Here is a 13,588-nt window from a genome sequence, read left to right on the forward strand (position 1 = left end):
TGGAATGCTAACGGCAAAAAATATGTCTGCCGATCTTTTTGATTTGAGGGCGGCTCCAAATCCAACCCGATGTAGCAGTATCCGGGTTGAAATAATAAATAGCTCCGTCAGTTGGGTCCCAACCTTTGAGTGCGTCATTCACTGCTTTTTTTGCCTGCTCGTTCGGTGTCAGCCAAATCTGTCCATCCGCCACAGCTGTAAAGGCACGAGGTTCGAAAATAACGCCCGCTGGTGTATTGGGAAAGGCCGGGTTTTTCGTCCGGTTTAGAATAACAGCCGCCACTGCCACTTGGCCAATGTAGGGCTCTCCACGCGACTCACCGTAAACGGCATTCGCCATCAAGCGCAGGTCGTTCTCCGATACTCCGGCAGCGTGATACGTAGGTTTAGAAGGCGTAGTAGGCTTCGATGGTGCAGGTGTAGCGGTTTGTGGCACCCCGAGATCAGAAGCGGTGGGCTTATAATTTTTCGTTGCGTTGTACAGCTTTACTTTTGTCTGCGCCCCGAGGACACCGTCTACGGTTAAGCCAAACTCATACTGAAAGTTACGCAACGCCCAATAAGAACGCCATCCGAATACGCCGTCTACTTTTCCTGTATAAAATCCAAGGTGCTTCAAGCGATACTGCATCTCACGCACGTCTGAGCCTTCTGCCCCTACTTTGACAATCTGCTTACTGAATGCATCCGAGCGCACGGGAGATACCATAATCGCAGACGTAACCAGAAGTGCGAATACTACTACAGCTAGCAGCCATTTGACAGGCTGTTTCATTTCTTACCCTCCTTCGGGTATGGTTTTTTATATCAGTTGATTATTGTTAGGTTCTCCAACTTCCGTCATTTTGGCCTTAGTAAAATATTGGAGAATGCGTAGACTACGAGTACATGTATTTGTACTTTGTCCTGAAGGGGGAAGATTTTGATACAGGTCGCGCAATATTTGACGGAACAATTGATCAGATGGGGAGTAAAACGAATATACGGGGTGGCAGGTGACGGCATCTTTGCCTGGCTCGATGAGATAGCGAAGCAATCCGACATTCAATACATTGCTTGCAAGCATGAATCTGCTGCGGCCATGATGGCAAGTGCGGAAGCAAAACTGACAGGAATTCCGGCTGTTTGTACCGCGACGATGGGGCCGGGTTTCGTCAATCTGCTGAATGGACTTGCAGATGCCCATACGGATCGAGTGCCTGTCATTGCGATTACAGGTCAAGTGGAGACATACAAGCTGGGTGGTGCTTACAAGCAGTTTCTCTCACAAGAAGATATGATACGTCCCATCAGTTTTTATTCGACGACGATTGCGCATCCAGATGCAATCCAAAGTGTTCTGCACAAAGCATTTGTCACGGCTATGCAGCAAAAAGGAGTAACACATCTCGCCATTTGCAAGGACGTCTTCACCCAAACGACTTCAGAAGCTGTCCTTGCAGCACTTCCACGCATTCCACAAGCCATTTATCCTGATCGCATGGAGATCGAGCTCGCTTCCGAGCAGATTGCGAAGGCGCAAAAGCCTCTCGTTCTACTTGGAATCGGTGCCCGCAAGTCGGCGGATTTGTGTTTGAAGCTAGCAGAACAGCTAGGGGCAGGCGTGTTGCTGTCGCTAGGAGCAAAAGGGACGGTAGATGAATCTCATCCACTTGTGATCGGCGGATGGGGAGAGGGGGGCAGCGAAACAGCTTTACATGCCTTAGCGGAAGCGGATTTGTTGCTGATTTTGGGAGCGAGCTGGTTCCCTCGCGCTTTTTTGCCAAAGAAGCTGTCCGTCATTCAAGTAGATCATCAGCCTGGATCGATACATGCACATCCCTACCTCCAGTCTGTTACAGCTGAATTGGACGATGTCCTGCCGATCTGGATGAGACGTTTGCAATCGCACAGACAGGACGGTGCGTGGCAGGAACAGATCAAGCGTTGGCATGAAGGGTTTGGTGAGGAGACAGAACAAGCAGTCATTCAACAAGCGAGCGAACAAGTAAAGCCACAAACCTTGATGCATACGCTCGGGGGAGTGGTCCATGAAGATGCGATTATCGTCCTGGATACGGGTGAGCACACAATCTGGTTTAATCGTGCGTTCCGTGGGAAAAGACAGACCCCACTCTTTTCGGGAAAGTGGCGTACAATGGGATTCGGGTTGCCTGCGGCGGTGGCTGCAAAGCTAACCTATCCTGAAAAGCAGGTTGTCTGCGTCGCTGGGGATGGGGGATTTCAAATGAATCTGGCAGAGCTTATGACAGCGGCCCAGCTCCAACTTCCGATTGTGATTCTCGTGGTGAACAATGGGACCCTGGGATTGGAAGAAGTCAAAATGAGTCAGGCGGGCTTGATCCCTTTTGGCGTGAAATTGTGTAATCCAGATTTTCAACAATTGGCGAATGCTTGCGGAGTCAGTAGCAAGGTCGTCAAAGAGGTACAAGCGTTGGAGCCGGTATTGCGGGAGGCACTTGCTGCGGATCAATTGACACTCGTTGACATACATTGCACGTCTCCGACACTAACGGAGAGAAAAAAACAAATTTCCTTCCAAGCCCAAGCATGATTTGTTTATAATGAAAGAAAAGGCAAACGAAACCAGTGGGGGAAGAACGAAACGGGCGAAGAGGAGGGCGTCCTGATGGCTGAAAGTCTTGGCGAAATCAGAGTAGCAGATCAGGTGATCGCGATCATTGCTGGCGTTGCTGTAGAAGAAGTGTTGGAAGTCACAGTCCGTTCAGGCGGAATTTATCAAGATTTGGCGAAAAAGCTGAATGGCGGCGCGAAAGGCATTACCGTATCCGTAATAGGCGACAGAGTCACCATTGACATGCGTGTATCCGTTCGTTATGGGGCGCAGATTCATCACGTCTGTCACGTCCTACAGGAAAAAGTAAAAGAAGCGGTGGAATCATTGACAGGTCTTTATGTGGAAGCCGTGAATGTACGGGTGGAAACAATCGAACTTCTTCGAAATGAGTAAGAAAAAAGGGATACTGGACGCATCCGGTATCCCTTATATTTGTTTTTTACATGGTATAAGGCTGTTTTTGCAATTGCTCTTCTACCTTCTGGCGACTGACTTCCCGCGATATACTGAGCAAAAAGCCAGTGGCGAGCAGACATACGAGTAAGGAGGAACCACCATAACTGATAAACGGCAATGGTACACCTGTCAATGGAATCAAACCCGTTACTCCGCCAATGTTTAAGATCGCCTGAATGGCGAACATGCTGACCACACCGATTCCTGCCAGACTGGCAAAGGTGTCTTTTACGCGTAGACAAATATGGATGCCGCGCAGCAGGAAAAACAAGAAAATCAAGAGGAACACAGAGGCACCGATAAAACCAAGCTCTTCTGTCATGATCGAGAAAATAAAATCGGTATGCATCTCTGGTAAATACAAATACTTTTGAATGCTTTTTCCAAAGCCTGTCCCAGTCAGACCGCCATGTGCAATTGCAATCCAGGATTGAATAATGTGGTAGCCAGTGCCATCTGTATCACTCCACGGGTTGAGAAAGGAGTAGATCCGGTTCAAGGCATGTGGCTTCGCTGTGATGTATGCCAATAATGCAACAGTCACAACAGGGGCACCAAGTCCGAAGAGGTGACGGATTTTGGCACCGCCACAGATCATGACGCTCAAAGCGCAACCGAGCAAGATGGCCGCAGAACCGAGGTCGGGTTGGACGACGATTAGCATAAAAAACATTCCCGTTACCATCAGTGGTGGCATTAAACCAGATTTGAGCTTCAGTATCCCGTTCCCTTTTTTGGAGATGATTGCTGCCAAGTACAGGATGAGACCAAGCTTGGCAAACTCTGCAGGCTGAATGGTAACTGAACCGAACTTAAACCAAGATTGAGCTCCGTTATTTTCATGGCCGATCCCCGGTATGAGCACCAGGAGCAAGGAAAAGAAGCTGACCAGCGCAATTAATAAGAAATTCCTTTTATAAAAGGAGAAGGGAATGTTCATGGCGACCAGCATTCCAAAGACACCCACCAGTAAGAAAATGGATTGTCGCTTTACGAAATAGAGCTCATCGCCGCCACAATATTTACAGCCCCCGCTTGTAAAACTGGTCAATGCGAAAATGGAGCTGGAGCTGAGCACCATGGTTATGCCAAACCCAACTAGTAGGGCGGTCAAAAACAGGAGCAAGAAGTCAGGTACGCCCCTCGTCTTCATAAAAAGAACCCCCCTCTACGTGAAACAGAGAGGGGACTCCTCTCTGTACACCGTGCCATTTCATTTTTTAGTGTGAGGACAGCTTTTCGCCCAGCATTTGCAGCTTCAACTTCGCAGTTTTTACAACGGAGTCTGGCATTGGGTAATCGTAATCCAGACCGTGTGGGAAAAGATGTTTGCCCATATAAGGATCTTCGAGCTTCAGGACCGCGTGCGTATCCTCCAATTTGCCTTCCGTCACGTTCGCTTCGATGCGCAGGTAGAAAACGTTACCTTTATCTTGGATTTTATAATCGTATGTAGCATGCTTGTAATCCCAAGCGCCGCGATCAAAGCCGAGTTCGCTCATATAATGCTCCAGATCGGCGAAAAAGACTTCTTTCGTGCCAATACCCGTGTCCTTAATGACCATTCTTTTTCCTCCTAAAAATGGGTGAGATATTCATTTATTAATCATAGTCTGTTTTTGGAAGAAGCGCAATATATCATACTCTTTCTTGCGAATGAAACGATAGGCGAGCGGACAAACTACAATCGTTGATTAGCAAAAGGAGGAGAATGAAATGGCGAAGCTGGAAAATCGCACCCTGCGTGAAATTATGACAAAAGATGTCGCTACTGTGACGCTTAAGGATAATGTGTATGAAGTGGCTTGCAAAATGCGCGATTGGAATGTAGGGGTCATTCCGGTTGTGGATGAAAAAAATGATGTGATCGGCGTGATTACGGATCGTGATATTGTGATTCGCGGTTTGGCTGAAAAGCATGAAGGATCGACTGCAACCGAGGTAGTCATGACCCGGGACATTATTCTCGGTCAGCCGGGAATGACGGTTGATGAAGCTGCAAGGGTTATGGCTCAGCATCAAATTCGTCGCCTGCCGGTTGTCGATAATGGTAAGCTGGTCGGAATTGTAGCATTGGGAGATATGGCTGTTCGTCAAGTTCACCACGATGAGGCAAGTGACGCTCTCCAACAAATTTCTGAGCCGGCGCCACATTAATAAAAGAGAAATGAGCTGTCGGGAGGAATCCGGCAGCTTTTTTTCTTTCTGTCTGTACATTCACGCTGCGTCAAGGTTTATGATAAGGAAAGAATGATACAGGGAGAGAGTTCCATGCAAATCAAAGACATGGCCCATCGCTTGCAAATAACACCGCGTGCAATTCGATATTATGAAGAAAAAGGGCTGATCAAGCCATCGAAAGCAGATGCGTCCGGGTATCGCCAGTTCACAGAGGAAGATGTCTGGCGACTGCAAACCATCATTACCTTGCGCGAGGTCGGGGTGGCGGTAGAAGATATTCGGGAGCTTCTGATTCAAATGAAAGATCAGGAAGGCACTCTTCTCCATTATTTAGAGCTGCAGCGTTCGTTTATGTATACAAGGTGGGTAGAAATGAGCAAGGTCATCCAAACGACAGAAGCGATGATTGAGCGGATAAAGGGTAGAGAATCGATTGACCCAGCAGAGCTGTTTACATTGGCAGAGGCAAACAAGCGATTGAAGCAGACTCGGGATAACTGGGTAGATCGATGGAATTTTAATGAATGGGCGGACCGCTACGACGAATGGGTACATGGCGGGAATGGTCATGAATCGTACGAAAACGTGCTGGATGAGGTCGTCGCGACAGTTGCAGTCAAACCAGGAGAGTGCGGTCTGGATGCCGGAACGGGAACGGGAAACCTCGCAGGGCGTCTCGTGAAAAAAGGAGCCCGGATGAGCGGGTTCGACCAATCACCGCAAATGCTGAAGCAATGCAGAGCGAAACACCCAGAGGTCGAGACGAAGCTGGGAACCTTTTTCGCCTTTCCGTTTTTGGAAAATCGGTTTGACTTTGTGGCTACGAGTTACGCCTTGCACCATTTGACGGATGATCAAAAGCAGCTTGCCTTGGCGGAATGTCGTCGTGTGATCAAACCAGGGGGACGGTTGGTCATAGCCGATTTGATGTTTGTGGATCAGACGCATAGACAAGCTCATCTTGATGCCCTAGAGAAGGAAGGTCATACGCGAGTGATAGCAGATATTCAGGATCGCTGTTATGCGGATCGCTCTCGATTGCTACAGGAGCTTGCCAATCTTGGTTTTACAAATGAAGTAAGACAGCTAGGAACCCTTACGCATTTGATCTTGTCTACTTGTAAGTAGCACCTTCCTGGAGGTTTTTCAAAAAAGTCGTCTTTTGAACACGCATTTCACTTTTGGGCTCTTCCAACTACTGGCACACGTCTAGCCTTTTGCATAGGCTGTAGCGAGAAGGAAAGGAGGACTCCGCCATGGGTCTGTTCGACGGTTTGTTTGATCGCGAAAACGAGGAATTTATATGGATTATTATTGTCGTGGTCGTCCTGTTGTTCTTGTTTAGTGCCGATCGTGACTAAAGTCTGGACGTATAGACAAAACGACCTTGTGTGAAGGTCGTTTTTTTCGTTATTCAAAATGGACTGCTTTATCCAAAACATACTCGAGCGGTGGCAGTTCCCGGGGTGCTGCGTAGGGAGTCAAGGAGAAGCCAACACTATCGAGTTGATCGGGGAGGGCAGGGCTGACCATAAACTGCAGGGAGATTTCTCGGTCAGAGCCGCGCGCTCCGCTTTTGCGTACATGGTGCTCCTGTGAGCTCGCGATTTCGAGCATGAGATGTGGGCGTATCCTACCAATGTTCTCATCCTCGGTCATTCCCGATTTTATCTCGACATGAACGATGCTCAAATTCTTGTGTTGCATAGCATGTGTCAATGTGTAGGTAAAACCATCAAGCACAGTTGTTTTCATAATAGGCAGCACACCGATCAATTCGCCGTACTCATCAGGGAATACAGGTCTTGTTTCAGAACTTAATGTATGCAGAAACCAGCCAAGCTTAGCTTCATCCATACCGTATTTCTTAGCCCATTCCTGTCTGATTTCCTGCGGTGGGGTTAATCTTTTCCCGTTGGCAAGCACTTTTCGCTCATGAAGTAGCTGAAGAATACGCTCGTCGATTTTTTTGCATTCGTCGTTGTACTGGTTTGGTACAAGTTGAAATTCAGTCCAACCCATCAAAAATCGCTCCCTTTCCCATTTTCATTATTTTACCAAAAATCAGGAACGTTTGTACTTTTTCTCTCCTATTGACCTATGTTGGCAAATCCACTACGCTGGAAAACAATGCAACATAGAAGAGGAGAAGGAAGTCTATGAAACGAGTAACCATATATCTGCTCGCACTGGCTCTTTTGCTATCGGCATGTGGTTCGTCCGGCCAGCCGGAAGCTAACGGCGAGATGGATGCTGTGATCAAACGAGTGGTCGATGGCGATACATTCGAGCTGGACAGCGGGGAAAAAGTCCGTATGATTGGGGTAGATACCCCGGAGACAGTGAAACCCAACCATCCAGTCGAACCGTATGGGAAAGAAGCGAGCAATTATTCTAAGGAACTTTTAACGGGCAAAAAGGTTAAGCTGAAGTTCGATGTCGAGCCCTATGACAAATACAAGCGTTTGCTTGCTTACGTATATTTGGAAGACGGCACCTTTGTCAATGAAAAGCTCGTTCGTGACGGTTACGCCCGGATTATGACGATCCCACCGAATGTAGCCCAAGCAGAGCTGTTCCTGGCAGCGGAGCGGGAGGCCAGGGAGCAGAATCGCGGATTGTGGGCATTAGGAGGGAAGCAAGCAGAGGCTCCTAAGGAAAAAGCCAAGCCCCAAAAACAGTCCAATAACAATACTGCAGCAGACACTGCACCGCCAGAAGGAAAGACCATCAAGGGCAATATCAACAGCAAAGGCGAGAAAATCTATCACGTTCCTGGCTCTGCTAGCTATGAGCAGACAACCCCGGAGATGTGGTTTGCGACGGAGGAAGAAGCCCAGCAAGCAGGTTTTCGAGCGCCAAAACGATAAGACATGAAAGAAACATGAGCCGCATAAATGGATATGCAAGCCTCGTCTGCCTTGGCAGTCGGGGCTTTTTCCTTGTCGAAAAGAATTTCAGAAATGTTACAGAACGATGTTATATGATAAAAAAGGTCAAAAGACCTATGGAAAATGCCGTTACATAAGAGGAAGGGATTATAAAATAACGATCATATTTCACAAAAAGAAGAAATAAATCGTAGAATTACGATGGAGGAAACAACTATTTATAGAGGGAATTGCGCATGTTTCAAGCCTGGCAGCGGAAAACACGCAAAGCGTAGTTGCTTCTGTACAAGAACAAACAGCTTCTATGGAACAGATTGCAACCGCTTCCCGTACACTCGCTGAAATGGCAGAAGAGCTGCAGCATTCCATCCGTAAGTTTCAATTGTAATGCGAGAACAGGCGGGGGTGCCATGTGTTTAATCAAATCAGAGATGTAAAGTATGCATTATCTGCATTGGAAGAATCATCTGTTATTTCGATAACAGATGAAAAAGGAATCATCACCTACGTCAATCACAACTTCTGTCAAATATCCAAGTTTAGTAGAGAGGAATTAATCGGAAAGAACCATAACATCGTGGATTCCGGGTTCCATCCGCGAAATTATTTTAAATCGCTATGGGAGACCATCAGCCGAGGAAAAGTATGGAAAGGCGAGATGAAAAATCGGGCAAAGGACGGTTCAGAATATTGGCTTAGCATGACGTTAGTTCCGTTCATGAACGACAGTGGATTCCTTTATCAGTACGTGGCAATCGGGACGGACATCACGAAACGAAAGCAGATGGAAGAGTCACTTTCAAAGACGATGAAGGACTTGCACGATATCAAAAATGCACTGGATGAATCTTCGATTGTAGCGATTACAGACGACAAAGGAGTCATTACCTATGTAAATGACAAGTTTTGTGAAATCTCCAAATATGAAGTGGATGAATTAGTTGGAAATACACATCGGGTCATTAACTCTCGCTATCATTCTAAGTCGTTTTTTAAATTGATGTGGGAAACGATCAAGCAAGGACGTGTCTGGAAGGGTGAAGTGAAGAATCGCGCCAAAAACGGCAATGAATACTGGATGAATACGACCATCGTGCCATTTCTAGACGAGCGGGGAGTTCCGTATCAATATGTTTCGATCCGTACGGATATTACTGACCGGATTGAAGCAGAGGCAGCTTTGGCAGAAGCCTTGCAGAACGATTTTCGCAGGACGGTCCAAAACTTGCAAAACTGCGTGTTCAAGATCGTGACAGATCCGAAAGGGAACATCACTTATACCTTGTGTGAAGGGAAAATTGCGGAAGAGCTTGGGCTAACGTCCGAAAGAATGCTGAGAAAAACGTCGTATGAAATCTTTCCTTATGAGGTAGCGGAGCAAATGGAAAGCTATTTTCGCAAAGCATTTGCTGGTGAGTCTGTTACCTTCGAACTGAAACTATCCGGGAATGACTATTACATAACGTTGTCACCTATTGAGGAAAACGGAGAGATCGTGGAAATGGTAGGCTCGATGATTGACATCACCGAGAGAAAAAAGGCGGAAGAAACGATTCGCTACATGGCCCATTACGATTCCTTAACCAACCTGCCGAATCGAACGCTTTTTCATGAAAAACTGGCAGAGGCGATGCTCAAAGCAAAACATAAAGATGAAAAAATCGGCGTCATGTTCATCGATTTGGATCGATTTAAAAACATAAATGATACGCTGGGTCACTCCATAGGGGATGTCCTTTTACAAGCAGTAGCAAATCGTCTGATCGGTTGTCTGCGAAAAGAAGATTCTGTTTCACGACTAGGCGGAGATGAGTTCGCCATCTTTCTCACAGGTGTCACACACAAAGAGGTCGGTGAAATTGCGCAGCGAATCATCACGAGCATGTCCGAATCGATTACGTTAGACCATATCGAAATCTTCATCACACCAAGTATCGGCATCAGCATGTATCCGGAGGATGGAGACGATATTGAAGCGTTGTTGAAGCATGCGGACGCTGCCATGTATTTGGCAAAAGAGCAAGGGAAAAATAATTATCAATTTTTCTCGGAGGAGCTACATCAGGTTTTATCCAAAAAGCTACAGCTTGAAAGAGAGTTGCGAAGAGCCTTGGATGAGAAACAATTTACGCTGCACTACCAACCGAAGATTCATTTGCAGACGGGGCAGATTATTGGCATGGAGGCGTTGATTCGTTGGGAACATCCAGACCTTGGCCTCATTCCACCCATTCAATTTATCCCGATCGCAGAAGAAACAGGCTTAATTGTACCGCTTGGGGAATGGGTAATGCGAACAGCTTGCCAACAGACAAAAGTGTGGCAAGAAGCAGGCTTTACACAGCTGGCTGTTGCGGTGAATATATCCTTACGCCAATTTATGCAAAACAATCTCATTGAGATGATTACCTCGATCCTTGAAGAAACGGGGTTAGCTCCGCAATACTTGGAGTTGGAAATCACGGAAAGCATGGCGCTAAATGTAGACTATACGATTCGGATTTTGAATCGCTTGAAAGGTCTTGGGATAAGCATCAGTATCGATGATTTCGGGACGGGCTACAGTTCTTTGAGCTATCTAAGTCAATTTCCGATCGATCGGCTCAAAATCGACCAATCCTTTCTTCGGAATTTGAATCCACAGAATCAAGCGATTATTAAAACGATCATCGATATGGCACACAACATGAAAATAGCTGTTATTGCAGAGGGTGTAGAAACACAAGAACATGTTGATTTTCTAAAGGAACAAAGGTGTAATGAAGTCCAAGGGTATTTCTATAGTAAACCGCTGCCCACGAAAGAAATCGATTCCTACTTGCAGGTAAATCGTTATGGTGAATCAGGCAGCATGATTTAAGTGAAACCATCGAGATTAACAAAAGGAAAGTGGTGAAGGAACTTGGATCACCAGATACATGGGACGTACGACAGTTTCCTTGTGATACTATCTTATTTAATCGCAGTTGCAGCTTCTTTTTCTGCTCTCAATCTGGCAGCCAGAGTGAGTACAAGTAAAGGGAAGCATCAGCTCCTCTGGTTGATTTTTGGTGCCACAACAATGGGGCTTGGAATATGGTCCATGCATTTTGTCGGAATGCTGGCACTTACCCTCCCTATTAAGGTTCTGTATGACATGGAGTATGTCATCCTATCTGTCATTCTTGCCATTTTTGTCTCAAGCATAGCCTTGTTTACCGTCACGAAAAGCAACTTACATGCGAGACAGCTAGGTATCGCTGGAATTCTTATGGCTGCTGGAATATCCGGGATGCACTACGTTGGTATGGCCGCGATGATTATCGAAATTACATACGATATGTGGATCGTCATTCTATCCATTATCATCGCAGCGACTGCTTCAGCAGCGGCACTTTGGCTGTTGTTTTACTTTCGCCGTGATCAATCGAAATACGCGTATTTATACAAATTGGGCAGCTCACTTATCATGGGAGCCGCAATCGCGGGTATGCATTACACCGGAATGGTTGCAGCGCATTTCTACGTAACGGAACTGCCGACAATAGAAATGGGAACGCAGATTGAGCCGGAGACATTGGCCTATATCATTGTTTTGGCCACTTTTTTACTGTTGGGCATTACCCTGTTCGGCTTGTTTATTAACAAACGACTCTCGCAAAAAGATACGGTCATTCAAGAAAGTGAAAGCTGGTATCGTTCGCTTTATAAAAATAATGAGTACGGCATTATTTCCTTAGATACAGGTGGATGTATTATCAAAATGAACCCAGCTGTTACGAAGATTGGTGGACTGCGGGAGGAAGAATTCATCAATCAACATGTATCGAAAATTGGCAAGCATATTGTTGAGGAGAAAAGGGCCATCACCAAAGATTCTTTTGCCCAGTCTTTTCAGCCCATTCGCAATAATTTTGAGACGACCCTTCTTCATCCGAACGGAAATCTCGTAGAGCTGAGTGTACTCAATGTCCCGGTTGAGATTGAGGGAGAAGTGGTGGGGAATCACATCATTGTGAAGGATATTACCGAAGAGAATCGCGTAAAAGAAAAAATCAAGTATTTAGCTTATCACGATGAACTGACAGACTTACCGAACCGAAGAAAGTTTAATCAAGTTCTTCATCAATCCATTGAAAAAAGCAGCCAAGATTCATCGAGCTTTGCCGTCATGGTTATCGACATCGATCGTTTCAAAATGATCAATGATTCCTTGGGTCACTCCTACGGCGATATCTTTTTGCAAGGGGTCAGCGATAGAATTGCAAAGAGTGCGGAAGGGTACCACGCCACAATTGCCCGGATGGGTGGAGATGAATTTACCGTCCTCTGCGAGACAGGAGCGGACCGCAGGGAAGCGGCGAGTTTAGCGGATAAGATCATTGAAGCGTTGAAACAGCCATTCTCGCTAAAAGACAGTGAATTTTACATATCAGCGAGTATTGGAACGGCGATATTCCCAGACCACGGAACGGATGCTGTCGCGCTGCTCAAAAAAGCGGATACGGCCATGTACGAGGTGAAAAAACAGGGGAAAAATGGTCATCTGTTCTACACGCCCGATTTTGACGTCCAATTGCTGGAAAATATTGAAATAGAGCGTGATCTTAGAAAAGCAATTGAACGAAAAGAGCTGATGGTGTACTATCAACCTCAATTTCATTCGGAAAGTAATCGCATGATCGGAGTGGAGGCGCTCGTCAGGTGGAACCATCCGACCAAAGGGTTGCTCTCACCTGGAGTGTTTATCCCTATTGCTGAAGAGACTGGGTTGATCTATGAGATCGGTACATGGGTGCTTCGCGAAGCGTGCAGGCAAATGAAGCAGTGGCATGATGGAGGGGGACCGTTGATACCCGTCTCCGTCAACTTGTCCTCCCATCAATTCCACCAACGGAATCTCGTCCAGTACATCAAAAATATCCTCGAGGAAACCAAGCTCGCCCCGCACTTTTTGGAACTGGAAATCACGGAGAGCATGATGATGGACCCGGCAGTATCGATCAGTATCCTGCATGAGTTAAACAAAATCGGAACGCGAATCAGCTTGGATGATTTTGGAACCGGTTACAGCTCATTGAGCTATTTGAAAAAGTTCCCGATCCATAAGCTAAAGATTGACCGTTCCTTCATAACAGACCTGTCTCGAAATGAAAACGATAAAGCCATTGTGGCCACCATCATTTCGATGGCAAAGCATCTCAAATTGGATGTGATTGCAGAAGGCATTGAAACGAAGGATCAGTTGGATATTTTGACAGAAAATCATTGCAAGGAAATTCAAGGGTATTATTACAGTCGCCCATTATCCGCGAATGAGGTGGAGCAAGTGTTTTTTATGCCAATAAGGACGCATCTCAGTCAAGAAGCGTAAGCATTGACTCCCTGTCTTTTATCGACGGGGAGTTTTTTTATGTTTACAGCAGAAAATATAAAATTGGGTATTGCATACCCTACAGGGGTATCGTAAAATGTAATCAAGATAAGCTTCCCAAAAACAAAG

Annotated in this window: 11 protein-coding genes; 7 read left to right on the forward strand and 4 right to left on the reverse strand. The window is 46.2% G+C overall.

The features are described 5' to 3' along the window. Positions 1-7 precede the first annotated feature (7 nt). On the reverse strand, positions 8-775 hold the full coding sequence (gene sleB / locus C7R91_RS13400) for a spore cortex-lytic enzyme (protein ID WP_047068781.1): 768 nt from the start codon (positions 773-775) through the stop codon (positions 8-10). 150 nt (positions 776-925) lie between these two features. On the opposite strand from sleB, the gene C7R91_RS13405 reads away from it, so the two are divergent. After that, positions 926-2,554, forward strand: a complete 1,629-nt coding sequence (locus C7R91_RS13405; protein ID WP_047069473.1) for a thiamine pyrophosphate-binding protein — start codon at positions 926-928, stop codon at positions 2,552-2,554. A 75-nt stretch (positions 2,555-2,629) separates the two neighbouring features. Then, positions 2,630-2,971, forward strand: coding sequence for an Asp23/Gls24 family envelope stress response protein (locus tag C7R91_RS13410; RefSeq protein ID WP_047068782.1), 342 nt, complete (start codon positions 2,630-2,632; stop codon positions 2,969-2,971). A gap of 46 nt (positions 2,972-3,017) precedes the next feature. On the opposite strand, the gene ftsW is transcribed toward C7R91_RS13410, so the two are convergent. Both ftsW and C7R91_RS13420 read right to left on the reverse strand, forming a co-directional pair. Beyond that, entirely contained in the window at positions 3,018-4,187 is a 1,170-nt protein-coding gene (gene ftsW / locus C7R91_RS13415) for a putative lipid II flippase FtsW (RefSeq protein ID WP_047068783.1), read from the reverse strand. Between the two features lie 67 nt (positions 4,188-4,254). After that, positions 4,255-4,599 carry a YugN family protein gene (locus C7R91_RS13420; protein ID WP_047068784.1) on the reverse strand — a complete coding sequence of 115 codons (345 nt, stop codon included), beginning with the start codon at positions 4,597-4,599 and terminating at the stop codon, positions 4,255-4,257. Between the two features lie 151 nt (positions 4,600-4,750). Between C7R91_RS13420 and C7R91_RS13425 the strand changes: the two genes are divergently transcribed. Continuing rightward, the gene (locus C7R91_RS13425; RefSeq protein ID WP_047068785.1) at positions 4,751-5,191 is read left to right on the forward strand and encodes a CBS domain-containing protein; all 441 of its coding nucleotides are present in this window, start codon (positions 4,751-4,753) and stop codon (positions 5,189-5,191) included. 114 nt (positions 5,192-5,305) lie between these two features. Further along, complete coding sequence (locus C7R91_RS13430; protein ID WP_047068786.1) at positions 5,306-6,343, forward strand: MerR family transcriptional regulator; 1,038 nt, start codon at positions 5,306-5,308, stop codon at positions 6,341-6,343. Between the two features lie 282 nt (positions 6,344-6,625). On the opposite strand, the gene C7R91_RS13435 is transcribed toward C7R91_RS13430, so the two are convergent. Then, positions 6,626-7,237 carry a hypothetical protein gene (locus C7R91_RS13435; RefSeq protein WP_047068787.1) on the reverse strand — a complete coding sequence of 204 codons (612 nt, stop codon included), beginning with the start codon at positions 7,235-7,237 and terminating at the stop codon, positions 6,626-6,628. A 137-nt stretch (positions 7,238-7,374) separates the two neighbouring features. Here C7R91_RS13435 and C7R91_RS13440 point away from each other — a divergent pair, with 137 nt between their 5' ends. The 3 genes from C7R91_RS13440 to C7R91_RS13450 all read left to right on the forward strand — a co-directional run bounded on the left by C7R91_RS13440 (position 7,375) and on the right by C7R91_RS13450 (position 13,459). After that, positions 7,375-8,085, forward strand: a complete 711-nt coding sequence (locus C7R91_RS13440) for a thermonuclease family protein (RefSeq protein ID WP_047068788.1) — start codon at positions 7,375-7,377, stop codon at positions 8,083-8,085. Positions 8,086-8,518: 433 nt separating this feature from the next. Then, a complete protein-coding gene (locus C7R91_RS13445) occupies positions 8,519-10,966 on the forward strand; it encodes a bifunctional diguanylate cyclase/phosphodiesterase (RefSeq protein WP_047068789.1) in 2,448 nt (815 codons plus the stop codon). A 42-nt stretch (positions 10,967-11,008) separates the two neighbouring features. Continuing rightward, positions 11,009-13,459, forward strand: coding sequence for a bifunctional diguanylate cyclase/phosphodiesterase (locus tag C7R91_RS13450; RefSeq protein WP_047068790.1), 2,451 nt, complete (start codon positions 11,009-11,011; stop codon positions 13,457-13,459). Positions 13,460-13,588: the final 129 nt, after the last annotated feature.

Origin of the sequence: Brevibacillus formosus (genome assembly GCF_003013405.1) — a bacterium.
In the GTDB taxonomy this organism is placed as follows: Bacteria; Bacillota; Bacilli; order Brevibacillales; family Brevibacillaceae; genus Brevibacillus; species Brevibacillus formosus.

Excerpts from the sequence above, each read along its gene's own strand:
- sleB (WP_047068781.1), bottom strand. The coding sequence starts at position 775 with ATGAAACAGCCTGTCAAATGGCTGCTAGCTGTAGTAGTATTCGCACTT.
- C7R91_RS13410 (WP_047068782.1), top strand. The coding sequence starts at position 2,630 with ATGGCTGAAAGTCTTGGCGAAATCAGAGTAGCAGATCAGGTGATCGCG.
- ftsW (WP_047068783.1), bottom strand. The coding sequence starts at position 4,187 with ATGAAGACGAGGGGCGTACCTGACTTCTTGCTCCTGTTTTTGACCGCC.
- C7R91_RS13420 (WP_047068784.1), bottom strand. The coding sequence starts at position 4,599 with ATGGTCATTAAGGACACGGGTATTGGCACGAAAGAAGTCTTTTTCGCC.
- C7R91_RS13425 (WP_047068785.1), top strand. The coding sequence starts at position 4,751 with ATGGCGAAGCTGGAAAATCGCACCCTGCGTGAAATTATGACAAAAGAT.
- C7R91_RS13430 (WP_047068786.1), top strand. The coding sequence starts at position 5,306 with ATGCAAATCAAAGACATGGCCCATCGCTTGCAAATAACACCGCGTGCA.
- C7R91_RS13435 (WP_047068787.1), bottom strand. The coding sequence starts at position 7,237 with ATGGGTTGGACTGAATTTCAACTTGTACCAAACCAGTACAACGACGAA.
- C7R91_RS13440 (WP_047068788.1), top strand. The coding sequence starts at position 7,375 with ATGAAACGAGTAACCATATATCTGCTCGCACTGGCTCTTTTGCTATCG.